This is a genomic window from Methylobacterium soli (assembly GCF_008806385.1).
GTDB lineage: Bacteria > Pseudomonadota > Alphaproteobacteria > Rhizobiales > Beijerinckiaceae > Methylobacterium > Methylobacterium soli.
In genome coordinates this window covers 43,885-68,929 of record NZ_VZZK01000002.1, presented here as the reverse complement: position 1 = coordinate 68,929, position 25,045 = coordinate 43,885, and the positions used below count along the sequence as shown (strand labels likewise).

The window sequence follows — 25,045 nt, the reverse complement described above, 5'->3', positions numbered from 1 at the left end:
GCGAAGAGACCGGATGCACATCGTCGACCGTCGGCTCAATCCAGGCGGCAAGAGCCTCGCCAATCGGCAGCGCTTCCTGCGCCGGGTCAAGGATGTGGCCCAGCGCGCGGTGCGGGAATCCGCCCGCGAGAAGGACATCAAGGATCTCGGCAAGGACGGCCGCGTCTCGGTCCCGGTCGACGGGGTGCGCGAGCCGCGCTTCTCGCGCCAGCCCGGCACCGGCCTTCAGGACCACATCCTGCCCGGCAACAAGACCTACGTGGAGGGCGACCGCATCGAGCGCCCGCCCGGCGGCGGGGGCGGCAGCGGCTCCGGCGAGGGCGGCGAGGGGGGAGAGAACAGCGAGGACGCCTTCCGCTTCGTCCTGACCCGGGAGGAGTTCCTCGAATTGTTCCTCGAGGATCTCGAACTGCCCGACCTCGCCAAGCGCCGCCTCGCGGTGGTGGAGACGGAGGGCCTGCGCCGGGCCGGCTACACGGTGACGGGCTCGCCCGCCAACCTCGCCCTCGGCCGGACGCTGCGCAACTCGATGTCGCGGCGCATCGCCCTGAAGCGCCCGAAGCCCGAGGAGATCGCCGCGCTGGAAGCCCGCATCGCCGAGATGCGGCCGGGCGATCCGGCGCTGCCCGACCTGCAGCTCGCCCTGGAGATGCTGCGCGAGCGCTCGAAGCGCATCCCCTACGTCGACCCGATCGACCTGCGCTACCGCCGCTTCGAGCCCTATCCGCGCCCCGTCGCCCAGGCGGTGATGTTCTGCCTCATGGACGTCTCGGGCTCGATGACCGAGCACATGAAGGACCTCGCCAAGCGGTTCTACATCCTGCTGCACATCTTCCTGACGCGGCGCTACCGGCACGTGGAGATCGTGTTCATCCGCCACACCGACCGGGCGACGGAGGTCGACGAGGAGACCTTCTTCGGCTCGCGCGAGACCGGCGGCACCCTGGTCTCCTCGGCTCTCGTCGAGATGAAGCGCGTCATCGCCGAGCGCTACTCGCCCGATGACTGGAACATCTACGCGGCCCAGGCGTCCGACGGCGACAACGTCTCGTCGGACGGGCCGACCGCGACGGAGCTCCTGCGCAGCCACATCCTGCCGGCCTGCCAGCATTTCGCCTATCTGGAGGTCGGCGACGAGAACGGCCCCCGCGCGGGCTTCGTCGAGCACCGCACCACCCTGTGGCGGACCTATGAGGGCCTCGCGAAATCGGGGGGCGCCATCGCGATGCGCAAGGTCAACCACCGCCGCGAGATCTACCCGGTCTTCCGCGAGCTGTTCGGCCGCAAGGACGCGCGGGCCGAGGCGGGGGCTTAGGGGCCGGGATAAGGTCATGGGGGGCCGGGCGTCGCCCGTCCTCGCGAAGGCGTCTCCCCGAGCGCGGGGAGCGAGTCGGGGTCGAGGAAGAGGACCGCTTGCATGGTCGGCAGCCTGAGCCGCACGAAGCCCCAGATCATCTCCGGATCGGCGACGCCGCTCTTCACCGGCAATGACTGGGATTTCGACACGATCCGGCGCATCCACGACGCCTGCGAGGCCGTCGCCGGCCCCGAGCTCGGCCTGTCCTGGTATCCGAACCAGATCGAGATCATCACGGCCGAGCAGATGCTCGACGCCTACGCGTCGATCGGCATGCCGCTGTTCTACAAGCACTGGTCCTTCGGCAAGCACTTCGCCCAGCACGAGGCGGGCTACCGCCGCGGCCTGATGGGGCTGGCCTACGAGATCGTCATCAATTCCGACCCGTGCATCTCCTACGTGATGGAGGAGAACTCGGCGACGATGCAGACCCTCGTCATCGCGCACGCGGCCTTCGGCCATAACCACTTCTTCAAGAACAACTATCTCTTTCGGCAATGGACCGATGCCGAGGGCATCCTCGATTATCTCGACTTCGCCAAGAGCTACATCTCACGCTGCGAGGAGCGCTACGGGCACCAGGCCGTGGAGCAGGTGCTCGATGCCGCCCACGCCCTGATGAGCCAGGGCGTCCACCGCTATCCCCGCAAGAAGCGCCCCGACCTCGCCTCCGAGCAGCGGCGCGAGCGCGAGCGCGAGCAGCACGGCGAGCAGATCTACAACGACCTCTGGCGCACGCTGCCGCAGAAGGCGGCGGGCTCGCGCCCGGACCTCGCCGCCGAGCGCCGCCGCGCGCTCCTCGAACTGCCGCAGGAGAACATCCTCTACTTCCTGGAGAAGGCCGCCCCGCGCCTGCGCCCCTGGCAGCGCGAGATCCTGCGCATCGTCCGCCTCGTGGCGCAGTATTTCTACCCGCAGCGCCAGACCAAGGTGATGAACGAGGGCTGCGCCACCTATTGCCATTACCGGATCATGAATTCCCTCTCCGAGAAGGGGCTGATCGGCGAGGCGGCCTATCTCGAATTCCTGCAATCGCACACCAACGTGATCCGCCAGCCGAATTACGACGAGCGGTCCTATGGCGGCCACAACCCCTACGCGATCGGCTTCGCGATGATGCAGGACATCGCCCGCATCGTGGAGCAGCCCACCGCCGAGGACCGCCAGTGGTTCCCGGAGATCGCCGGCACTGGCGACGCCATGGCGGTTCTGCGCGACGTCTGGGAGAATTACCGCGACGAGAGCTTCATCGCGCAGTTCCTGAGCCCGAAGCTGATGCGCGAGATGCGCATGTTCCACGTGGTCGATGATCCCGAGGAGCCGGAATTGCGGGTCGAGGCGATCCACGACGAGCGCGGCTACCGCAAGATGCGCCGCTCCTTTGCCCGGCAATACGACGTCGCCTGGCTCGATCCCGATATCGAGGTGGTGGATGTCGACCTCGAAGGCGACCGCCGCCTGATCCTGCACCACAAGGCGCTGAACCGCATCACGCTGCAGAAGGACGACGCCCGGCGCGTGCTGCAGCACCTCGCTGACCTCTGGGGCTACGACGTGGTCCTGAAGGAGGTCGATCCGTCGACCGGCAGCCTGCTCGGCGAGCATGTGGCGAGCGCCAGGCCGATCTTCTTCTGAGATTTTCGAGGAGCGCGAGCGGCCGGGACGGATAGAGCGATCCGCGGCTTCTCGACCCTCTCAGGCTGCGCCGAGCGGCCGGGATCGGGGCGGTGCTCCGGGTCGCGCTCAGATGAAGTGGCGGAACACCACCTCGTCCTCCCGGGCGATCGCCACGAGGTCGCTGGCGCCGCGATAGGCCGCGACCGTGCCGCCGAGGATGAGGACGAGAGCGAGGAGCAGGGGATTGGCGATCGGCGCCACCGCGAGGGCGAGGGCGAACACCACGACGGCAAGAGGCTGGGCCTGAACTGCAACGTTCATCTGTGCTGCCTCCGCTTCGTCCGATTGGGTCGCGAGACGTGTAGCGAACGGTGTTTGCGCAAATGTTTCGTCGCACGGGCTGAAACGTTTCGTGGTGCCGCCTCGCACATCGGCGGTTGCGGGGGCCTGGCTCAGGGCCCGTATTGGTGCCCGGTCTCGGCGTAGACGTGGCGCTCGGCCTTGCTGACGATGGTGGCCGGGTCGTGCCCCCGGAGGCGGGCGAGCAGCAGCAGGTCGGTGATGAGATCGACGATGTCGCATTCCGCGACGTCGTCGGCCGGGTGGGCGGTGCGCCAGCGGCGCACCGTGGCGTGGGCATGCGCGTAGCAATCGAGGGCCTTCTGGGCGAACTCGGCGCGGCGGGCTTCGGTAGGCATGGCGGCGACCTCCGTGGCAGCGACTCCCCGGGCCGTCCGGCCGCCATCGCGATCCATGCAGGTTCGGCAGGCAGGTTAGGCCCCGTCTTGGTCTAGCCTCAACCAACGTGGCCGTGAGGCCGGGGGTTCGCCCTCGGGGGCCGCAAGGGCACCCCTCGGTGCGGTAGCGCGCCGTGGGGATCAGGCCTCCAGCACCTTGCCGGGATTCATGATCGCGTGCGGATCGAGGGTTTGCTTGAGCGCCCGCATCAGCGCCAGGGCGCCGGGCCCGTGCTCCTCCGCCATGAAGCGGATCTTCTTCTGACCGATGCCGTGCTCGCCGCTGCAGGTGCCGTCCATGGCGAGCGCCCGGCGCACCAGACGGTCGATCAGGGCGTTGCCCCGGGCGACCTCGTCGGGCGCCTCCGGATCGACGAGGAGCAGGCAGTGGAAGTTGCCGTCGCCCACATGCCCGACAATCGGCGCCACGAGCCCGCTCTCGGCGATGTCGGCCTTGGACGCCTCGACGCATTCGGCGAGCCGCGAGATCGGCACGCAGACATCGGTGGAGATCGCCTTGGCGCCGGGCCGCAGGCTCATGGCGGCCCAGTAGGCGTCGTGGCGGGCCTGCCAGAGGCGGCTGCGCTCCTCGGCCTGCGTCGCCCAGGTGAAGGGGCCGCCGCCCTGCTCGGCCGCGATCTCGCCGAAGCTTTCGGCCTGCTCCCGGACCGAGGCGTCCGAGCCGTGGAACTCGACGAGGAGGAGCGGGGTCTCGGGCAGGCTGAGCTTCGCGTAGGCATTGCAGGCCCGGACCTGGACCTCGTCGAGGAGTTCGATCCGGGCGATCGGCAGGCCCGATTGGATCGTCACGATGGTGGCATCGCAGGCGGCGCCGATGCTCGGGAACGGGCAGATCCCCGCCGAGATCGCCTCCGGGATGCCGCTGAGGCGAAGCGTCAGCTCGGTGATGATCCCGAGGGTGCCCTCCGAGCCGACGAGGAGCCGCGTCAGGTCGTAGCCGGCCGAGCTCTTGCGGGCGCGGCTGCCGGTGCGGACGATCGCGCCGTCGGGCATCACCGCGGTCAGCGCCAGCACGCAGTCGCGCATCGTGCCGTATCGGACCGCGTTGGTGCCGGACGCCCGGGTCGCCGCCATGCCGCCGAGCGAGGCGTCGGCGCCGGGATCGATCGGGAAGAACAGGCCCTGGTCGCGCAGATGCGCGTTCAGCGTCTTGCGGGTGGTTCCGGCCTCGACCACGCAATCGAGATCCTCGGCATGGACCGCGCGCACGCGGTTCATGCCCGAGAGATCGATGGAGATGCCACCATAGGGCGCGTTGACATGGCCTTCGAGGGACGAGCCCGTCCCGAAGGCGATGACCGGCATCCGGTGCTCGGCGCAGATCCGCACGATGGCCTGCACCTCCTCGGTGCTCTCGGCGAACACCACGGCGTCCGGAGGCTGGTTCGGGACCCAGGTGAGAGTGCTGGCATGCTGCTCGCGCTGGGACAGGCCGGTGGCGACCCGCGCGCCGAACCGGGCTTCGAGCGCCGTGACGACCCGCGCGACGGTCTCGGGATCGGGGCGCTGGCGGGGGGCGGGGGCGTTCATGCTCAACCTGTGCGGAGGGCGGATCTGCGGGGTCAGGCCCGACATATCCGGCCGGCGCATCCGCCGGAAGGGGCAGGCGCGCCGCGATCCGTCACCGCGTCAGCGGTCGGCGACGCCCTTGAGGATCGTCCGCATGCGGCTCGGCAGGAACGGCTTGGGGACGAACCGGGCCGTGCTCGGGAGCGTCGCCGGGTCCGGCTCGGCGATGCCCGAGCAGATCACGATCGCGGTGAGGGGCCAGCGCTCGGCGACCTCGCGCGCGAGGTCGAGGCCGGTCATGCCGCCCGGCGGCATCTGCACGTCGGTGAACAGGAGGCACACGTCCGGGTGCTGCTCGAGATGCCGGAGCGCCTGGACCGCGTCGGCGGCATCGAGAACCTCGAAGCCGGCCTCCTCCAGGAAATCGACCGCCTCCAGGCGGAGAATGGGCTCGTCCTCGGCCACCACGGCGACGGCCCGCTGCACGCGATTCTGGGTCATCGAAGGCGAACGGGTTGATCTGGGTTAAGTTGCAAGGCCGGCTCGGGATTTCATCGCGTGTCGCCGTACCCGATCGCGCGGCCACCGGGAACGGCCCTCAAACCTTGCGGTGACGCGCGTTCGCGCCGAAACGGTGCGCGCTACAGATTCGACTGGAAGGCCGCGAGCGCACCCGTCACCGTGCAGGTGACGCCGCCGGGCTCGTACGTGAGGGCGACCGTGCCGCTGACCTGCCCGGCTAGGCCCCGCTCGATGAAGCGCGTGCCGAAGCCCTTGCGGCTCGGCGGCGTGACCGGGGGGCCGTCCAACTCCGCCCAGGAGACCCGCAGGAGCGGCTCGCCGGCGCCCGGCACCACCTCCCAGTTCACCGCGACATGGCCAGTCTCGACCGAGAGCGCGCCGTACTTGGCCGCGTTGGTCGCCAATTCGTGCAGCATCAGCGCGAGCGAGAGGGCGGGCTTCGCGCCGATCTCGAGATCGGGGCCGACGAGGCGGAAGCGGCTCGGCCGGTCCGTGTGGATCTCCAGGGCCGCCCGCACGATCGCCAGGACCTTGGTGCTGCCGAGGGCGCCGCCCATTAGCAGGTCGTGCGCGCGGCCGAGGGCGATCAGGCGGGCCGCCAGGATCTCCTTGGCCGAATCGACGTCGGTGGCCGAGCGCATGGTCTGCGTCGCGATGGATTGCACCATCGCGAGCAGGTTCTTCATCCGGTGGCTCAGCTCGTGATTGAGGAGCTGCTGGCGCTCCTCGGATTCGACCCGGGCGATGGCCGCGCGGGTCCGGTCCGCGACGCTGCGCAGGAAGCCGATCTCCTCGGCGGTCCAGGCGTGGGGCTCGGGCTTCGCGAGGTAGAACAGGGCCACGAAGCGGCCATGCTCGGTCACGGGCAGGTTCGCCACCGCGCGGACGCCGATGCCGGCCCAGGCGGCCGTGTCCGCCGCGGTGCGCGGATCGGCCGCCACGTCGTCGACCACCAGAATCCGGCCGACCTTGAGATCCGCGATGTAGGAGCCGTAATCGCGGAAATGGTGCGCCGGGGCGAGGCCGGCGAGGCCGGGCGCGGTCCAGTCCGAGACGATCGCGACGGTCTCGCGCTCGGGATCGACGGTGCCGTAGCCGGCCCGGCTCAGGCCGAGGGCGCGCCCCATGATCTCGGTCGCGACCCCGGAGATCTCGGCCTTGTCGGTCACGTCGCGCAGGCGGTCGCTGAGCTCGGCCATGGCGGTGCGGCGGCGGTCCGCCTGCTTGCGGCCGGAGATGTCGAGGAACATCGCGGCGAAGCTTTGGCCCTGCGCCCGGCGCGCCCGCACCTCGAAGACGCGCCGCAGCGCCGGGATCTCGATCTCGAAGGTCTCCGGCGCGCCGGTCTCCACCACCCGCGCATAGGTCTCGATGAGGGCTTGCGGGATCTCCGGCACGAGCTCGCGCATCGACCGGCCGACGATGTCGCCCGGCAATCCGGTCTGGTCCGCGAAGGCCGGGTTGACCTCGAGGAAGCGGAAATCCGCGGGCTGCCCGTCCGGGCCGCGCAGGATCTCGCCGCTGCAGAACCCCTCCTGCATGCCCTCGAACAGGCCGCGCCAGCGCTCCTCGCTCGCGGCGATCTGCTGCTCGGCGCTCTTGCGCTCGGTGATGTTGCGCGAGACCGCGAGCAGGCGCACCGGACGCCCCGCCGCATCGAGGATCGGGGTGACCTGGACGTCCCACCAGCGCGGCGTGCCCGCGACGGTGTCGGCCGGCCCCTGGAACTGCCCGGTCCCGCCGGCCTTGGCGGCCGCGATCGCCGCGAGGGCGTCCTCACGGCTCTGATCCTGCCAGAAATCCGGCCAATAGCGGCCCTCGATCGCGCGGAAGTCGCTCACCTCCATCACCTGCTGGCCGCCCGCGCTCATGAAGGTGAGGCGTCCGTCGAGATCCAGGACCTTGATGCAATCGGCGGAGGCCGCGAGCACGCCGCGCATGAATTGCGCGTCGGCGCGCTGCGTCTCCTCGGCCTGGCGCTGCGCGGTCCGGTCCCGCAGGATCTTGAGGTAGCCGACATGGCGGCCGTCCTCGGATTTGAGCGGCATCATCTCGCCGAGGGCGTAGAAGCGCGTCCCGTCCTTGCGGCAGTGCCAGCGCTCGTCGTTGCCCCGGCCATGCTCGCGGGCGGCGCGCATCTCGCGCTCGGGGATGCCGGCGCGGTCATCCTCCGGCGTGAAGAAGACCCGGGCGGGCCGGCCGCACATCTCCGCCTCGGTCCAGCCGAGGACGTGCTCCGCCCCCGCGTTCCAGCTGGTGACGAGGCCGTCGAGGTCGATCGTGATGATGGCGTAGTCGATGGCGCTGTCGAGGATCTGCCGGTGGCGGGCGTCGCCCTCGCGCACGTCCTTGAGCGCGGCCTGCCGGGCCGCGAGCGCCTGGCGCAGCTCCATCTGCGCCATGACCTGGCGCGCCAGGGCCTCGAGCCCGCTGGCCTGGATTGGCGTGAGCCCCGCCGGGCGCGGCTCGGCGTCGATCACGCAGAGCGTGCCGAGGGCGTGCCCGTCCGGGGTCTCCAGGCGCGCGCCCGCGTAGAAGCGCAGGTGCGGCGCGCCGGTGACCAGGGTGTTGTGGCGCGTGCGCGGATCCTGCGTCAGGTCCGGGATGACGAGCAGGCCCGGCCGGTGCAGCGCGTGGGCGCAGACCGATTGCGCCAGGGGCGTCTCGCAGGCATCGAACCCGATCCGGGCCTTGAACCATTGCCGGTCTGCCTCGACCAGGCTGACGAGGGCGACCGGCGTCTGGCAGATCTGGGACGCCAGCAGCACGATGTCGTCGAACCCGGCCTCGGCCGGCGTGTCGAGGATGCCATAGCGGTGAAGCGCCGCGAGGCGCGCAGCCTCATCCGGCTCCTGCGGCGTCAGGGCCGCGTCAGTGGCAAGCGTTGGCATCATGGTTTGGGGCTGTTCTGCGCTGCCCGGGAGGTTGCCGTCAATCCGCCGCCCGAAGGCCGTCCCGGCACCGCGCGCAGGAAGCTGTGCGCCGGCGCGCCGGCCACGGGCCGGCGCGCCCTCAGGCGGGTTCCGAGACGGGGGGAGGCCCCTCGGGCGCCGGAGCGCGGCGCGCGGCGCGCCACTCGGCGAAGCGCTGCAGCACCACGTAGAAGGACGGCACGAACAGCACCGCCAGGCAGGTCGAGGCGAGCATGCCGCTGAACACCGTGATGCCGATCGACTTGCGCGCGGAGGCCCCCGCGCCGGTCGCCGTGACGAGGGGCAGTACGCCGAGGATGAAGGCGAAGGAGGTCATCAGGATCGGGCGGAAGCGCAGGCGCGCCGCCTCGACCGCCGCCGTCACGATCTCGGCGCCGGCCTGGCGCCGCTCGCGCGCCACCTCCACGATCAGGATGGCGTTCTTGCTCGCCAGGGCGATCAGCAGGATCAGGCCGATCTGCGTGTAGAGGTTGTTGGCCGCCCCGAGCGCCGTGAGGGCCCCCACCGTCCCGAGGAGCGCCAGCGGCACCCCGAGCAGGACCGCGAGCGGCAGGATCCAGCTCTCGTACTGCCCGGCCAGCACGAAGTAGACGAGCACGATGGCGAGGCCGAAGACGAGGTAGATCTGCGAGCCGACCGCCCGCTCCTGATAGGACATCGCGGTCCAGGCGAAGCCGGTCCCGGGGGGCAGCACCGCGTCGGCGATCTGCTCCATCAGGTCGAGGGCCTGGCCCGAGCTGTAGCCCGGGGCCGGGCCGCCGACGATCGTGGCCGTCGGGTAGAGATTGTAGAGGCTGATCAGCGACGGGCCCTGCACCGTCTTGATCTCGACCAGGGTGCCGAGGGGCACCATCGTGCCGTTGCCGGCCCTGACCGAGAGGATCGCGATGTCCTCCGGGCGCAGGCGAAAATCCGAGGCGGCCTGGACATAGACCTGGAAGGTCCGGCCGAACTTGTTGAACTGCGTCACGTAGGCCGAGCCGACATAGCCCGAGAGCGTCGAGAAGACCTGCCCGACCGTGACCCCGAGCGCCTCCGCCTTGACCCGGTCGACCGCGACCGAGAGTTGCGGGACCCCGGCGCGGAAGGAGGTGTTGAGCCGCTGCAGCGCGGATTGGCTGCCGCCATTCGCCACGATCGTCCGGGCGAGGCTCTCGAGGAGCGGGTAATCGAAGGCGCCGTCGCGCAGCTCCACCTGCATGGTGAACCCGCTGGCATTGCCGATGCCCTGAATCGGCGGCGGCACGAGCACGTAGGTGATGGCGCCCTCGATCTGCTCCAGCGAACGGTTCAGCCGCGCGTAGAGGCTGCGCAGGTCCTCGCCGGGCGCCTTGCCGCGCACGTCCCAGCTCTTCAGCACCACGTAGGCGACGCCGGCATTCGGCAGCGAGGCGCTGTTGTCGAGCACCGAGATGCCGCTGATCGTCAGCACCTGATCGACGCCCGGCGTCTCCTTCGCCAGGGCGGTGATCCGGCGCATCACCGCGTCCGTGCGCTCCTTCGAGGCCCCGTCGGGCAACTGCGCCCCGATCAGGACGTAGCCCTGGTCCTCGATCGGCAGGAAGGCGGTCGGCAGGCGCGTCAGGCCCCAGCCGGCGAGGCCGATGAGCAGGAGTGCCGCCACCACCATGGCGCCGCTGTGATGGACCATGCGGTCGATCAGCCGGGCATAGGCATCCTCGGCGCGGCCATAGACCCGGTTGAAGGCCCGGTAGAAGGCGTTGCGGCGCTCGGGCGGCACCGGCTTGCGCAGCCAGAGGGCGCATTGGGTCGGCTTGAGCGTGGCCGCGTTGATGGCGCTGATCAGGGCGGTGGCGGCGATCACGAGGGCGAATTGCTTGTAGAGCTGGCCGGTCAGCCCGGGCAGGAAGGCGGCCGGGATGAAGACCGACATCAGCACGAGGGTGATGCCGATGATCGGTCCGAAGAGCTCGTCCATGGCCTTCTCGGCCGCCTCGCGCGGGGGCAGACCGCGCTCGATATGGTGGGCGACCCCCTCCACGATCACGATGGCGTCGTCCACCACGATGCCGATGGCGAGCACGATGGCGAACAGGGTCGAGAGGTTGATGCTGAAGCCGAGGCCCGCCATCGCCGCGAAGGCGCCGATGATGGTCACCGGGACGGTGGTGGCCGGGACCAGCATGGCCCGCCAATCCTGCAGGAAGACCATGATGACGATCAGCACCAGGATCCCGGCCTCGAACAGGGTGACGTAGACCTCGTGGATCGAGGCCTCGACGAAGCCCGTGGTGTCGAACGGGATCGTCGAGACGAGGCCGGGCGGGAAGCTCTTGGCGAGCGTCGCCATCCTGGCGCGGACCGCGCTCGCCACCGTGATGGCGTTCGCCTCCGGCAATTGGTAGATCCCGATCCCGGCCGCGGGCTGGCCGTTCAGGGTGAAGGACTGGCTGTAGGTCTGGGCCCCGAGCTCCACCCGGCCGACATCGCGCAGCCGGGTGATGCGCCCGCCATCCTGCGCGTCGGCCTTGAGGATGATGGCCTCGAAATCGGGCGCGCTGTTGAGCCGCCCGTGGATGTTGAGCGTGTACTGGAAATCCTGGCCCTTCGGCACCGGCGGCATGCCGACCGCGCCCGCCGTCACCTCCTGGCTCTGCTGCTGCACGATGCTGATGATGTCGCTCGGCGTCAGCCCGCGCGCCTGGACGAGATCGGGATCGAGCCAGATCCGCATGGCGTACTGGCCCGCGCCGAACACCGTCACGCTGCCGACGCCGGGCAGGCGCGCCAATTCGCTCTGCAGGCTGATGACGCCGTAATTGGCCAGGAACAGGCTGTCGTAGCGCCCATCCGGTGACGACAGGGTCACGAATTGCAGGATCGCCGTCGACTTCTTCTGGGTCGTGACGCCCTGCACCTGCACGGCCTGGGGCAGGGAGGACATCGCGATCGCGACGCGGTTCTGCACCAGCACCTGCGCCTGGTCGGCATTGGTGCCGATCGCGAAGGTGACCGTGAGGGTGTAGGTGCCGTCGCTGGCGCTCGTCGACTGCATGTAGAGCATGCCCTCGACGCCGTTGACCTGCTGCTCGATCGGCAGCGCCACGGTGTCGACCACCGTGCGGGCGCTCGCCCCGGGGTAGCGCGTCGTGACCTGGACGGTGGGCGGCACCACGTTCGGGTACTGGGCCACCGGCAGGCCGAGGAGCGACACCACCCCGATCAGCACCATGACGAGGGCCAGCACGTTGGCGAGGACCGGCCGCTCGATGAAGAAGCGCGAGATCATGGCGGGCCTGACGCTCCGAGGCTGCGGGGGGAGGGGCCGCGCCTCAGCGGCGGGGCGAGGCGCCGGGAAGGATCGTGGCCGGCACCACCGCCGCCGGCACCGCCGTCGCGGGCGAGGGCGAGGGCGTGGGAGGTTGTGCTGTCGCCGGCAGGATCGTGGGAGGCAGGATCGTGGGAGGCAGGATCCCGGCCTCGTCGGCCTCGGCCGAGGCGGTCGGCGACGGCATTCTCTGCGGCGCGACCTTCGCGCCCGGAATCGCGCGCTGGATGCCCTCGGTGACCACCCAATCCTCCGGCGCGAGCCCGGCCTCGATCACGCGGTAGCGCCCCTCGCGGGCACCCGGCGTCACCACCCGCTGCACCACCTTGTCGTCCGCCCCCACCACGAGCACGTAGGCGCCCCGCTGGCTGGTTCCGATGGCGTCGTCACGCACGAGGAGCGCCCGGTTCTCGTGCTGCACCGGCACCCGCACGCGCACGAACAGGCCGGGCATGAGCGCGTGCCCTTCATTTGCGAAGATGCCGCGGGCCAGCAGCGTCCCGGTCGAGGGGTCGACCTGGGGCGCGACGTAGTTCAGCACGCCCCGATGCGGGTACCCGGTCTCGCTCTGGAGGCCGATCTCGACCGGGATGCGCGCCAGGTCCCCGAGGGTCCGGCCCTCCTTGACGAGGCCCTGCTTGACCAGGAGCACCTGCTGCTCGCTGACGTTGAAATAGACGTAGATCGGATCGACCCGGACGATCGTGGCGAGCTTGGTCGGGCCGCCGACGCCGACGAGGGCGCCCACATCCACCAGATGGTTGGTGACGATCCCGTCGAAGGGCGCCAGCACCTGGGTATAGCCGAGATTGATCGTGGCGAGATCGAGATTGGCCTGCGCCTCCGTGACCGCGGCCGCGGCCTGGTCGAACCGGGTCTTGGTGTCCTCGACATGGGCCTGCGAGGCGAATTCCTCCTTCCCCAGCGTCGCCTGGCGCTGGTACTCGGATTGCGCGTTGGTGCGGGCCGCCACCTGCGCCGTCAGGCTGCCCTGCGCCTGTTTGAGCTGCGCCTCGTAGGTGTTGCGCTGGAGCGTGAAGAGCGGCGTGCCCTTCCGGACGCTGGCGCCGTCCGTGTAGGTGATGGCGTCGAGGAAGCCCTGGACGCGGGCTTCGAGATCGACGGTCGCGAAGGCCTGGGTGTTGCCGGTCAGCTCGAAATAGCGGATCACCGGGCGCTCGATCGGCTGCGCCACCGAGACGGCGGGCGGCGGGGGCGGAACGTAATGGTTCGCCTCGTTGCAGCCGGCCACGACGCTGAGCAGCCCGGCCGCGAGGCCGCGCAGCCACGGGCCTTCCTGTACCGGAGCCCGGGATGATCCGGCTTCGGGGCTCGGGGCGATTGCGGGCCATGGGGCGACTGTGGGCCTTGGGGCATTACGCATGCGGCTCTGCCTGAATGCATCCGGTGGTGGTCGCGCGGGCCGCCTCGCGGTCACGCCGGCCGGTCAGGCCCCGCGTCGTTCCCGCAATCGTCAATCCTTGGTGGCCTTCGCCTCGCGGGCGAGGGTGAGGCATTCGAGCAGGTCGACGTAGCTCGGGGTTCCGTCGAGCTGCGCCTCGGCCGCGCAGCGCACCCGGTCGGCGGGCAGGAAGCCCGCCCATTGCGCCGCGACCTCGCGGCGGGCGCTCGCCTCGTCGTCGAGGCATCGCGCCTCCCGCTTCGGGTCGAGGCTCATCAGGGAGGTGGCCGCGTGGCAGCTCGGGCGGACGTCGTAATCCGGCATCCGGTCCGCGACCGCGAGCGCCGCGCCCATCAGGATGGCAGGAAGGGCGAGCATCATGGGCGGGGGCTCCCGTGGCGGGCCCGAGGCCGTTCTGGACCCTGCAACGCAAAGGCCGGCCTTCTCGAAGCCCGATCGATGGTGCCACTCGGACAACGACCGGGCAAGAGTCAGGCCTAGTCGCGCCAGGACTTGTGAGTGCCAAATATATCTCAGTACGATAGGCGACGAATACACGTTAACGTACCGATGATCTGCTCGTCTCGACGAAGCGCGCGGCCCGTCAGCCGGCCCGGGCCGACGCCGCGCGCCGGCACGCGATGGCGCGGCGGGCCTGCGCGGCGGCGGCCGCGACGACATCCCACCGGGTCGCGCCGTCCCCACCTTCGGCCTGCCGCGCGAGGGCCGCCGCCACGAGCGCCCGCACGTCCCGCTCGAGCGCCGGCAAGGCCTCCGGTTCCGCGGTCTCGGCCTCCTGGGCGATCGCGATGAGCCGGCGCAGCAGCTTGCGGTCGGGGGCCGAGCGCCGGCGATTCCAGCGCTCGACCAGGAGCGCGAGCACCGACCCGGCGACGCTCAGCACGATGCCGCCGGCATAGAGGTAGTTCTGCGAGGTGTCGAAGAAGCTCTGGTCGCCGCTGCTCAGATAGGCGGCGGCGCCCGGGTGGATCGGGACCAGCGGGTTCTTGTCGTCCGTGTCCGGCGCCTCGATCTGGCTGGCCAGGGGGGTGGCGGCGGTGAGCATCGGCTTCATGGTGAAGATCGACCGGGCGACCGCCGCCGCCGTGACGTCGAGCATCGCGCGGGACGCCACGAAGCGGTAGGTCACCGCGACGCTCGTCACGCTGTCGTCGGGCGTCTCCGGGCGCCCCCGGAAGGCGCCGGCCGGCACCTCGATCGATTCGAAGCCCGGGTCGCGCTTGCCGATCGCCTCCGCGGCGTCGATGGCCAGGAGTTTCGGAGCGCCCTTCAGCGCCTTCGCGAGAGCCGCCGTCGCGTCGACCGCCTGGCCGGGCCCGATCGGGCCGACGGCCAGGACGGCGGCCACCCGGCCGTCCCGCATTGCCGGGCCGATGCCGTCGACCGGCAGGACGATCCGGTGCACGTGCTCGGCCGGCACCTCGAAATAGCCGAGCAGGGTGTCGAGGATCCGGGCGTTGTCCGCCGCGAGGGGACCCTCCACCAGGGCGACGGTGCGGCCCGCGAGCTGGCCGACATGCGCGACCGGGCTGTGGGGCGGCAGCAGGAGGGCGACGACGTCCCGGCGCAGGATCGCGATGGTCTGGGCGTTCCGGGGCGGCGGCAGGTCGCTGCGGATGACCGCGAGGTCGACCGTGCCGTCCTCGAGCGCCCCCGCGCCCGCCGCGAGGCTCGGCTCCTCGACCAGGATGAGGCGCACCCGCGGATGGACCTTGGCGTTGGCGGCCTCCAGGGCGGTCATCAGGCGCCGGATCGCGCTGCCGGGCGGCCCGGCCGTGACGCGCAGGTCGGCATGGACCATCCCGAAATATAGCGCCGCCACCGCGAGCCCGACGAGGGCGAACATCCCCGCGACCGCACGGATGATCATCAGCCTGCCCTTCCGCCGAGCCAAAGCCCGCCTCCGTCGCGACGGGGCGCGCCGGCCCCGCCTCACGACGGTTTACGACAGGCGCGGACGCTTTCACAGTGATCACGGGAAGATGGGCGCCGGCCTTGTTCTGGATGTAGATCAAGACCATTCTGTATTCGACCGTGTTGAACGTACGGTCTATTGCCATGGACTGGTGCGGGCAAAGCGCGTACCTTGACGACATGCCCCGGGCGGCAATCCTCTTGTCCGCGAAAGGGATGCGTGGACAGGCTTGGCCTGCGCGCGGGACCGCCCGCGATGGCCGCCCTCCGCAGGGCCGCGTCCTCCGCCGCCCCGATCCGGGCACCGTCTTCGCGCGCCGGCCCGGCGGCCAAGCGGGCTGCCGGCTGAGCGGAGCGCGCCGATGCGGGAGCGGAGCATGATGGCCTCGAGGCGGCGCTTCTCGATCCTGCGGGCCCTGAGCCTGACCGGGTGCCTCGCCGGAACCCTCGCGTCGGGCGGCCCCGGAGCGGCGCAGAGCCCGGGCCCGGCGCAGAGCCCCGGCACGGCGGTGGAGCCGGCGGCGGTCGCGCTCCTGAAGGCGGCGGGCGACGCGCTGGCCGAGGCCCGGAGCCTGTCCTTCACGGCGACCGCCCTGCACGACGTGCCCAATGCCGAGGGGCAGTCGATCTTCTACACCTTGCGCAGCCGGGTGGTGCTGCAGCGGCCCGACCGCCTGCGCGTCGTCACGGAGGGGGACGGCCCCGCGAGCGAGTTCATCGCCGACGGCCGGACCCTGACGCTGTTCAACCCCCACGACCGCACCGTGGCCTCGGCGCCCGCGCCCGGGGACCTCGATGCGGCGCTGAAGGCCGAGGTCGAGGCCGCGGGCCAGACCCAGGCCTTCGCCGACATGCTGATGGCCGACCCCGCCAAGGGCCTGACGGAGGGGCTCACCCGCGCCTTCGTGGTCGGCCGCTCGAACCTCGTCGGCGGGGTCGAGACCGACATCGTCGCCTTCGCGGCGAAGGACGCGCAGGCGCAGATCTGGATCGGCGTCGCGGACCGGCTGCCGCGCCAGCTCTGGGTCACCGAGACCACCACGGCTGGTCCGGCGCGCAACGGCGTGACCTTCACGGATTGGACGATCGGCCAGCCGGTGCCGGACCGCCTCTTCTCGACGGCCCACATGGCGGGCGCCCGGCCGATTCCCTTCACGAAGCCCCGGAACTGACGCGACGAAATCCGAAGAGGAGCCACCGATGAAACGCATCGTCCTCGCGCTTCTGGTTGCCGGCACGGCGGCCGGCCTCGCGACCCCCGCGGATGCCTTCTGGGTCGCCCGCGGCTGGCGCGGCGGCGTGGTGGCGGGCGGAGGCGTCCCGTTCGCCGCGCGCGCGGCCCTGCTGGCGCATTGCTGGCGCTGCGCCCCGGCCGCGGCCCTGGCGGGCGGGGCGGTCGTCGGTGCCGCCGTCGTCGGAACGGCGCCCGCTCCGACGCCCGCCGCCGCCACCGCGACGGCCCTGCCCGCCAAGGCGGCCAACACCCAGGTCGCGCAGGCGGGCGGGGCCGGGTCCGGCGCGGCGGCCCATTGCGCCTCCAGCCTGCCGGCGGATTCGAAGATCATCTACGACGCCTCGATCCGGAACATGAAGAGCCTCGAGACCTTGCGCGACACCGTGGTGGCCCAGACCCGCTCGCTCGTGGAGGCCGGCAAGATCAGCGAGGCCGATGCCCGCCCGGCCGCCGAGAAGGCCGGAACCTGCCTGCGCATGCTCGCGACGCCGTGAGGCGGCGCGCTCCGTCCTGCCGTGTCCAGGAGACAGGTTCATCCGAACGCTCATCATCGCGTCGACGGCCTTCGCGGCCCTGATCCTCACCGGATTCAGCGCCGATGCGCGCGGCTTTCGCGGCGGTGGCGGGTTCCACGGCGGCGGCTTCCGGGGCGGCGGATTTCGCGGCGCCGGGTTCCGGGGCGGCAGCTTCCGCGGAGCCCGGGTCTCCGGTGTCCGCGGCTATCGCGGCGGCGACGCTCGCGGCGGCAACGGCCGCTACGGCTTTGCCCGCGGCGGATACGGCCTGGCCGCCGCCGGGGTGGGGGCGGCCGCCGCCGGCTACGCCCTGAGCAATCGCGGCTATGGCGGCTGCGGCCCCTACCGCACCTACGATCCCAATGCGGGTTTCTGCCGGCCCTATTGAGGAGCGCCTGAGCCGGCATTCGGGGACCGCGCACGAGAAAGGCCCCGCCGCGATCTCCGCGGGCGGGGCCTCTTGGATTCGATCGGTCGGGCGTTCGACCGTCGCCTTGCTCAGTAGCCGCGGCCGTAGGGGCCCGGACCGTAGCCGCGATCATAGGCGCCGGCGGCCGCGGCCCCGGCGGCCACGCCGGCGATTCCGAGGCCGACCGCGGCCCCCGTCGACAGGCCGCGCCGGCCGCGACGGTCGTAACCGCGCTCGTGGCCGTAGCCGCCGCGGTCATAGCCCCGGGCATAGCCGCCATCGCGGTAGCCGCCATGGCCGTAGCCGTAACCCTGTGCCTGCGCGCCGGTTGCGCCGAGAGCCCCCAAGGAAAGCGTCACGGCGGAGATGAGAGCGAGCTTACGCATCGGTGTCTCCTTCGCTGTTGCGTTGGGGGGCCAACCCGAAGCGATGGGATGGGTTCCGATATTTTTCGAGACGGCCCCGAAGCCTCAGGAAGGATTGCGGGCCCGTCGCGCAGGACTTTCCTGACTGAGCGAGGGCCGAAAACGGCGCCGCGCGGGCGCGTCGGGACCCGTGAGCGCCAGCGTGCCGAACACGGCATTGCGGCCGACCGCCCTGAGCTTGAAATTGTGATGAGATGCGCGGGGAGCGGATCCGCTCGAACGCCGCGAACAGAATGGTCGGAGCGAGAGGATTCGAACCTCCGACCCCTAGTCCCCCAGACTAGTGCGCTAACCGGGCTGCGCTACGCTCCGACACCCCGTGGGGCCAGGGCGTCTTAGCTTTCCGGTTTAGGCTGCGCAACCCCCATCCTGATGCGGTTTCCTCAGGGGGCGGGGCCGGCTCGGCTGGCCCTCGGGGCGTCGGGGCGCTAACCGGGCGGAGAGGCCGGCGCCAGAGGCCGCGCCCTGCTTGCACGCGACCTGCCCGCACGCGACCTGCCCGGAGGATCATGCCCGAGACCGCGATCGCCTTCGATCTCACCCGCCTCGTCACCCGGCTGCGCCATGCCAGCCCCTCGGGGATCGACCGGGTCGACCTCGCCTATGCGCGCCACGTCCTCGCCGGGCAGGGGCCGCGCTTCGGCCTCGTCTCCACCGCGCTCGGGCCGCGCATCCTCGATCGGGCGACCTTCGCGGCGATCGTCGAGGCGGTGGCGGCCGGCTGGGTCGAGGACCGGGAGGCGGCGCAGGATCCGGTCTATGCCGGCCTCGCGACCCGCCTCGGCGGGCGGGCCGGTCCGGAGGCCGGGATCGACAGGCCGGGCCTCACGCAGGGGCCCCTGCGCGCCCCGCCCGGCGCCTGGGGCCGGCGTCGGGTCCAGGCCGAGACCCTCGCCCGCACCCTGCGGGGCGCCGGCCCCGCCGCCCTGCCGCCCGGCACCCTCTACCTGCACACCTCGCATCTGCGCCTCGACCGGCCGGAGCGGTTCGACTGGCTCTATACCCGGCCGGACATCCGCCCGGTCTTCTTCGTCCACGACCTGATTCCGATCACCCATCCGGAATATGGCCGCCCGGGCGAGGCCGGGCGGCATGCGGAGCGGATGCGCACCATCGCGCGCCACGCCCACCGCATCATCGTCAACTCGGCCGATGTCGGGGATCAGGTCTCGCGCCACATCGCGGGGCTCGGGCTCGCGCCGAAGCCCGTCACGGTGGCGCATCTCGGGGTCGAGCCGGTCTTCGGGCGCGCCGGGCCGGGCTTCCTGCCCGAGCGCCCGACCTTCCTCGCCTGCGGCACGATCGAGCCGCGCAAGAACCACCTGATGCTGCTCCAGGCCTGGCGGGCGATGGCCGAGCGCGCGGCGTCAGGGCAGGGGGCGGGGGCCTCCGGCCTGCCCCGCCTCGTCCTCGTCGGGCGCAGGGGCTGGGAGGCGGAGAACGTCATCGACATGCTGGAGCGCTGCGCGGCGATCCAGGCATCGGTGATCGAGGTCGCGGGGCTGTCGACCCACGGCCTCGCGGCCCTGATGCGCAGCGCCACCGCGTTGCTGATGCCCTCGTTCACGGAGGGCTACGGCCTGCCGGTGGTGGAGGCCGCCGCGAGCGGGCTCCCGGTCATCGCCTCCGACATCCCGGTCCACCGCGAGATCGGGGCCGGATTCGCCGATTTCCTCGATCCCCTCGACGGGCCGGGCTGGATCGCGGCGGTCACGGATCTCTGCGCCCCGGGCTCGACCCGGCGCGCCGCCCTCGCGGCCCGCCTCGACGGCTACACGGCGCCGAGCTGGGCCGGGCATTTCGCCCACGCGGAGGCCGCGCTCGCGGGTTGAGCCGGGGCAGGGCGGTCCGGCCCCGCCGGTGACATGGTTGTCAGGCTGACGACTGATGAATAAGGAAAAGCGTCACCCCGTGGTCGCGCCGCGGCGATGACGGTTGCGCGCACCGATCCACTGCCTGTCGCCTGCGACCCGCCCGGTCGGGTATGGGGTTCTGCCGGGCGGCCTGGCGCGGCCCGCCGCGGGCAGCGCCGGGGCGGCCACGGAAGAGGGAAGCACATGAAGGTTGTCGACCTGGACCGGGACGCGATCAAGAGCGGCCTCGCCGACGGCACGCTGCTCGTCATCGACGTGCGCGAGTCCCACGAATACGAATCGGGCCACATCCCGGGCTCAGTCACGCATCCCCTCTCGCGCTTCGATCCCGCGGCGCTCGCGGCCCTAATGGCCGAGGACGGGCGCCGGCCGGTCTTCTCCTGCGCGGCGGGCGTCCGCTCGCTCCATGCCCTGGCGGCGGCCCAGAATGCGGGATTGCCGATCGAGACGCATTACCGCGGCGGCTTCAAGGATTGGTACGGCTCCGGTGAGCCCATCGCGTGATGCGGCACCGCGACATCCGGTCTTGGCGGCGGCCTCAACCGCTCTCCCGTGTTTTCATCCGGCTCCGGCCGGCCCCATCCGCGGAGTTGTGCGGTAACGCACGACACGGCGGGCTCCAAGCTTCTACGGCGCAAGGCGCAGGGAAACCCAACATGCGCAAGCGGCTCTCAAGCCTTCTGATTCAACGCGGCCTGTTCATCGGGACAGCCGCCGGCCTCCTCGTCGGCCTGTGCGCCGGACCGGCCCTCGCCCAGGCTCCGGGCGGGCCGCCCCCGACCGTGTCGGTGGCCAAGCCCGTGGTGCGCGAGATCGTCGAGCGCGACGCCTATACGGGCCGCTTCGACCCGGTGGAATTCGTCGAGGTGCGCGCCCGGGTTACGGGCTATCTCGACAAGATTGCCTTCCAGGACGGCGCCACGGTGAAGAAGGGCGACCTGCTCTTCGTGATCGACCGGCGGCCCTACAAGGCGGCCCTCGACCAGGCCCAGGCGACGCTCACCTCCGCCAAGGCGCGCCTCAACTTCACCCAGACCGACCTCGACCGCGCCCAGACGCTCAGCCGCTCGGGCAACATCTCCGAGCAGGTCACCGACCAGCGCCGGCAGGCCTCGCAGACCGCGCAGGCCGATGTCGACAACGCCGAGGCGGCCCTGCGCCAGGCTCAGCTCAACTACGACTTCACCGAGGTGCGCTCGCCCATCAACGGCCGCATCAGCCGGCGCCTCGTCACCGAGGGCAACATCGTCATCACCGACCAGACCCTGCTGACCACGATCGTGTCCCTCGACCCGATCTATTTCGGCTTCACGGTCGATGAGCGCTCGTTCCTGAAGTACCAGGGCTCCCTCGGCATCGGCATGGGCCAGACGCAGCAGGGCAAGGGCGTGCCGATCGTGATCGCCCTGACCGGCGAGGAGAAGCCGACCCGCAAGGGCACCCTCGACTTCGTCGACAACCGCGTCGACAACCAGACCGGCACGGTGCTGCTGCGCGCCACGGTCGAGAACCCGGACGGCTTCATCAAGCCGGGCCTGTTCGGCATCGTCTCGCTGCCGGCGACGAAACCCTTCCAGGGCATCCTGATCCCGGACGACGCGGTGGCGGCCAACCAGGACAAGCGCATCGTCTACGTGATCGCCGAGGACGGCACGGCGTCGGCCAAGGACGTCAAGCTCGGGCCGAAGGTCGATGGCTACCGGGTGATCAGCGGCGGCCTGAAGGGCGACGAGACCATCGTGATCAACGGGATCACCCGCGTGCGCCCCGGCGCCAAGGTGACGCCCGAGATGAAGACGCTGCCGCCGAGCCGCAGCTGACCCGCATGCGCCCGGGCGCCAGACCCGCGAGGGGGCGGGGGTCGGCGACGGGCTTGAATCGATGAATGTCACGCCCGGGGCCCGATGCCCCGGGCGTCGCGCCGCAGACGACGCAAGCCGCCCACCGCCTCAGGCGCGCGGGGCGGCGAGAGGTTTGGACCGATGCGCTTTGCCCACTTCTTCGTCGACCGGCCGATCTTCGCCTCGGTCACGTCGATCATCTTCCTGATCATCGGCTACGTCGCCTACGAGGCGCTGCCGGTCTCGCAATATCCCGAGATCGTGCCGCCCACCGTGACCGTGCGCGCCTCGTTCCCGGGCGCCAATGCCGAGACCGTGGCGGCCACCATCGCGACGCCGATCGAGCAGGAGGTCAACGGCGTCGACAACATGCTCTACATGACGTCGCTGTCGACCAATGACGGCAACATGCTGCTGACCGTGACCTTCAAGGTCGGCACCAACCTCGATATCGCCAACGTCCTGGTGCAGAACCGCCTCTCGGTGGCGCAGCCGCGCCTGCCGCCGGACGTGCGCAACCTCGGCGTCACGGTCCGCAAGGCCTCGCCCGACCTGATGCTGGTCGTGCACCTGCTCTCGCCGAACCGGACCTACGACCAGAACTACCTCGCCAACTACATCTACCTGAACATCCGCGACGAGATGCTGCGCCTCGACGGCGTCGGCGACATCTCGATCTTCGGCGGCAACGAGTATGCCGAGCGCATCTGGCTCGACCCGAACAAGCTCGCGGCCTACGGGCTGACCACCACCGACATCACCAACGCCCTGCAGGAGCAGAACGTGCAGGTGGCGGCCGGCGCCCTCGGCGCCCCGCCGGCGCCCTCCTCGAACGCCTTCCAGCTCGTGGTGCAGTCCCAGGGGCGCTTTCAGACCCCGGAGGAATTCGCCGAGGTCATCGTCAAGGCCAATGACGGGCGCCTCGTGCGCATCAAGGACGTGGCCCGCGTCGAGATGGGCCAGAAGGACTACACCACCAACTCCTTCCTGAACGACACGCCAGCCGTCGGCATCGGCGTGTTCCAGCGCCCCGGCACCAACGCCCTCGACGCCGCCAGCCAGGTCCGCGCCACGATCGACCGGCTGAAGAAGAACTTCCCGCCGGACGTCGAGTACCGCATCGCCTACAACCCCACCGAGTTCATCGAGGAATCGATCCACGAGGTCTACAAGACCCTGTTCGAGGCGGTCGCCCTCGTGGTCATCGTGGTGCTGGTGTTCCTGCAGAGCTGGCGCACCGCGCTGATCCCCGTCATCGCGATCCCGGTCTCCCTCGTCGGCACCTTCGCGGCGATGGCGGCCTTCGGGTTCTCGCTCAACAACCTGACCCTGTTCGGGCTGGTGCTCGCCATCGGCATCGTGGTCGACGACGCGATCGTGGTCGTCGAGAACGTCGAGCGCAACATGGAGCAGGGGCTCTCGCCGGGCGAGGCCGCGCACAAGACCATGGACGAGGTCGGCGGCGCCGTCGTCGCCATCGCGCTGGTGCTCTCGGCGGTGTTCATCCCGACCGCCTTCATCCCGGGCATCTCGGGCCAGTTCTACAAGCAGTTCGCGCTGACCATCGCGGCCTCGACCATCATCTCGATGTTCAACTCGCTGACGCTCTCGCCGGCGCTCTGCAAGCTGCTGCTCAAGCCCCACCACGCCCGCAAGGAGCCGAAATTCTTCCTGACGCGCTTCATCGCCTGGCTCGCGAGCCTGTTCAACCGCGGCTTCGACGCGCTCTCGCACGGCTATGCCCGGGTGATCGGCGCCCTGACCGGCTACGTGGTCGGGCTCCTCGGCATGATGGTGCTCTACGCGGGCATCATCGCGGCGACGCTCCACCTCGCCCAGACGACGCCGACGGGCTTCATCCCGGACCAGGACCAGGGCTACCTGATCGGCGTCGTGCAGCTGCCCTCGGGCGCCTCCCTCGACCGCACCACCGCGGCGGTGAACCGGGCGGCGGCCGAGGCCCGCAAGATCGAGGGCGTGACGAACACCGTCATCATCGCGGGCTTCGACGGCGCCACCTTCACCAACACCACCAATTCGGGCGTGATGTTCATCACGCTCGCCAACGCCAAGGAGCGGGCCACCAAGGGCCGCAGCGCTGCGGTGATCACCGGCGAGGTGCTCAAGGCCACGGCCAACATCCAGGAGGCGCGGGTCATCGTGATCCCGCCGCCGCCCGTGCGCGGCCTCGGCAATGGCGGCGGCTTCAAGATGCAGGTGGAGAGCCGCCAATCCTCGGCCATCGGCCCGCTTCTGGCGGCGACCGGCGACCTGATCGGGCAGGCCAACCAGAGCAACGACGTGCAGCGGGTCTTCACGACCTTCGGCAACGACACGCCGCAGCTCTATCTCGACATCGACCGCACGGTGGCGCGCATGCTCAACGTGCCGCTCGCCAACGTCTTCGCCACGGTGCAGGCCAATCTCGGCGGCGCCTACGTGAACGACTTCAACACGCTCGGCCGCATCTACCAGGTCCGGGTGCAGGCGGACGCGCCCTACCGGCTCTCGAAGCAGGATATCGAGCAGCTCAAGGTGCGCTCCTCCACCGGCGCCCTGGTGCCGATGGGGACGCTCGCCCAGATTCGCGAGATCACCGGCCCGCAGATCGTGCAGCGCTTCAACCTGTTCTACTCGGTGCCGGTTCAGGGCGTGGCCAAGCCCGGCATCTCGACGGGCCAGGCGCTCACCGCGATGGAGCAGATCGCCGCCAAGGCCCTGCCGGAGGGCATGGCCTATGACTGGACCGAGATCGCGTTCCAGCAGAAGGCGACGGGCAACACCGCGATCTACGTGTTCGCGCTCGGCGTGCTCCTGGTCTTCCTGGTGCTGGCGGCGCAGTACGAATCCTGGGCGCTGCCCCTGGCGATCCTGCTGGTGGTGCCGACGGGCGTGCTCGCGGCCCTGTTCGGGGTGCAGCTACGGGGCCAGGACAACAACATCCTGACCCAGATCGGCCTGATCGTGCTGATCGGCCTGGCGGCCAAGAACGCGATCCTGATCGTCGAGTTCGCCCACGACATCGAGCAGACCGAGCGGAAGGGCCCGGTCCAGGCGGCGGTCGAGGCCTGCCGCCTGCGCTTGCGCCCGATCCTGATGACGGCCTTCGCCTTCATCCTCGGCGTGCTGCCGCTCGTGGTCGCCACCGGCCCCGGCGCCGAGATGCGCCAGGCGCTCGGCACCGCGGTGTTCTTCGGCATGATCGGCGCCACCCTGTTCGGCCTGTTCCTGACCCCGGTCTTCTACGTCGCCATCCGGCGCGTGCTGATCTGGATCGCGAAGAAGCGCGGCAAGGACCCGGCGGGCCCGACCCCCGACCGGCACGACGTGCCCCACGGCTCGCCCGCCCACCCCTGAGCGCGCGACGACCCGAACGGCCTCCAGCGGCCCCGGCACCGTGTCATTGAGGCACGGGGCCGGGGCCG

19 protein-coding genes and 1 tRNA gene are annotated in these 25,045 nt (G+C 70.8%); 9 read left to right on the top strand and 11 right to left on the bottom strand.

The window, feature by feature from the left end; translation table 11 throughout:
* The first annotated feature begins 13 nt into the window (after positions 1-13).
* Both F6X53_RS02425 and F6X53_RS02420 read left to right on the top strand, forming a co-directional pair.
* A complete protein-coding gene (locus F6X53_RS02425; protein WP_150996868.1) occupies positions 14-1,315 on the top strand; it encodes a YeaH/YhbH family protein in 1,302 nt (433 codons plus the stop codon).
* A 102-nt stretch (positions 1,316-1,417) separates the two neighbouring features.
* Positions 1,418-2,992, top strand: coding sequence for a SpoVR family protein (locus F6X53_RS02420; RefSeq protein WP_150996866.1), 1,575 nt, complete (start codon positions 1,418-1,420; stop codon positions 2,990-2,992).
* A 108-nt stretch (positions 2,993-3,100) separates the two neighbouring features.
* On the opposite strand, the gene F6X53_RS02415 is transcribed toward F6X53_RS02420, so the two are convergent.
* The 9 genes from F6X53_RS02415 to F6X53_RS02375 form a co-directional block, all read right to left on the bottom strand.
* Positions 3,101-3,295: a hypothetical protein gene (locus F6X53_RS02415; protein WP_150996864.1), complete on the bottom strand. Its 195-nt coding sequence runs from the start codon at positions 3,293-3,295 to the stop codon at positions 3,101-3,103.
* 131 nt (positions 3,296-3,426) lie between these two features.
* Entirely contained in the window at positions 3,427-3,672 is a 246-nt protein-coding gene (locus F6X53_RS02410; RefSeq protein WP_150996862.1) for a hypothetical protein, read from the bottom strand.
* Positions 3,673-3,852: 180 nt separating this feature from the next.
* Positions 3,853-5,262, bottom strand: coding sequence for an FAD-binding oxidoreductase (locus F6X53_RS02405; protein WP_150996860.1), 1,410 nt, complete (start codon positions 5,260-5,262; stop codon positions 3,853-3,855).
* Between the two features lie 99 nt (positions 5,263-5,361).
* Positions 5,362-5,742: a response regulator gene (locus F6X53_RS02400; protein WP_150996857.1), complete on the bottom strand. Its 381-nt coding sequence runs from the start codon at positions 5,740-5,742 to the stop codon at positions 5,362-5,364.
* A gap of 140 nt (positions 5,743-5,882) precedes the next feature.
* A complete protein-coding gene (locus F6X53_RS02395; RefSeq protein WP_150997367.1) occupies positions 5,883-8,654 on the bottom strand; it encodes a PAS domain-containing protein in 2,772 nt (923 codons plus the stop codon).
* Positions 8,655-8,775: 121 nt separating this feature from the next.
* Positions 8,776-11,946 carry an efflux RND transporter permease subunit gene (locus F6X53_RS02390; protein WP_150996855.1) on the bottom strand — a complete coding sequence of 1,057 codons (3,171 nt, stop codon included), beginning with the start codon at positions 11,944-11,946 and terminating at the stop codon, positions 8,776-8,778.
* A gap of 43 nt (positions 11,947-11,989) precedes the next feature.
* On the bottom strand, positions 11,990-13,237 hold the full coding sequence (locus F6X53_RS02385) for an efflux RND transporter periplasmic adaptor subunit (RefSeq protein WP_244965506.1): 1,248 nt from the start codon (positions 13,235-13,237) through the stop codon (positions 11,990-11,992).
* Positions 13,238-13,459: 222 nt separating this feature from the next.
* Complete coding sequence (locus tag F6X53_RS02380) at positions 13,460-13,768, bottom strand: hypothetical protein (RefSeq protein ID WP_238298194.1); 309 nt, start codon at positions 13,766-13,768, stop codon at positions 13,460-13,462.
* Positions 13,769-13,991: 223 nt separating this feature from the next.
* Positions 13,992-15,278 carry a TAXI family TRAP transporter solute-binding subunit gene (locus F6X53_RS02375; protein ID WP_150996851.1) on the bottom strand — a complete coding sequence of 429 codons (1,287 nt, stop codon included), beginning with the start codon at positions 15,276-15,278 and terminating at the stop codon, positions 13,992-13,994.
* Positions 15,279-15,699: 421 nt separating this feature from the next.
* On the opposite strand from F6X53_RS02375, the gene F6X53_RS02370 reads away from it, so the two are divergent.
* From F6X53_RS02370 to F6X53_RS02360, 3 genes are read left to right on the top strand one after another with little or no spacing between them, the layout of a single operon-like run.
* Positions 15,700-16,494, top strand: a complete 795-nt coding sequence (locus F6X53_RS02370; RefSeq protein WP_191970665.1) for a DUF2092 domain-containing protein — start codon at positions 15,700-15,702, stop codon at positions 16,492-16,494.
* Between the two features lie 28 nt (positions 16,495-16,522).
* Complete coding sequence (locus tag F6X53_RS02365) at positions 16,523-17,050, top strand: hypothetical protein (protein WP_150996847.1); 528 nt, start codon at positions 16,523-16,525, stop codon at positions 17,048-17,050.
* Positions 17,051-17,090: 40 nt separating this feature from the next.
* Positions 17,091-17,459 carry a hypothetical protein gene (locus tag F6X53_RS02360; RefSeq protein ID WP_150997363.1) on the top strand — a complete coding sequence of 123 codons (369 nt, stop codon included), beginning with the start codon at positions 17,091-17,093 and terminating at the stop codon, positions 17,457-17,459.
* 110 nt (positions 17,460-17,569) lie between these two features.
* On the opposite strand, the gene F6X53_RS02355 is transcribed toward F6X53_RS02360, so the two are convergent.
* Both F6X53_RS02355 and F6X53_RS02350 read right to left on the bottom strand, forming a co-directional pair.
* Positions 17,570-17,866 (bottom strand): hypothetical protein, encoded by a 297-nt coding sequence (locus F6X53_RS02355; RefSeq protein ID WP_150996845.1) that lies wholly within the window; start codon positions 17,864-17,866, stop codon positions 17,570-17,572.
* A 273-nt stretch (positions 17,867-18,139) separates the two neighbouring features.
* Positions 18,140-18,217, bottom strand: a tRNA-Pro gene (locus F6X53_RS02350).
* Between the two features lie 197 nt (positions 18,218-18,414).
* On the opposite strand from F6X53_RS02350, the gene F6X53_RS02345 reads away from it, so the two are divergent.
* From F6X53_RS02345 to F6X53_RS02330, 4 genes are all read left to right on the top strand, one after another.
* Positions 18,415-19,737 carry a glycosyltransferase family 4 protein gene (locus tag F6X53_RS02345; protein WP_150996843.1) on the top strand — a complete coding sequence of 441 codons (1,323 nt, stop codon included), beginning with the start codon at positions 18,415-18,417 and terminating at the stop codon, positions 19,735-19,737.
* Positions 19,738-19,962: 225 nt separating this feature from the next.
* Entirely contained in the window at positions 19,963-20,283 is a 321-nt protein-coding gene (locus F6X53_RS02340) for a rhodanese-like domain-containing protein (RefSeq protein ID WP_150996840.1), read from the top strand.
* A gap of 152 nt (positions 20,284-20,435) precedes the next feature.
* Entirely contained in the window at positions 20,436-21,599 is a 1,164-nt protein-coding gene (locus tag F6X53_RS02335) for an efflux RND transporter periplasmic adaptor subunit (protein WP_150996838.1), read from the top strand.
* Between the two features lie 162 nt (positions 21,600-21,761).
* Positions 21,762-24,977 carry an efflux RND transporter permease subunit gene (locus F6X53_RS02330; RefSeq protein WP_150996836.1) on the top strand — a complete coding sequence of 1,072 codons (3,216 nt, stop codon included), beginning with the start codon at positions 21,762-21,764 and terminating at the stop codon, positions 24,975-24,977.
* Positions 24,978-25,045: the final 68 nt, after the last annotated feature.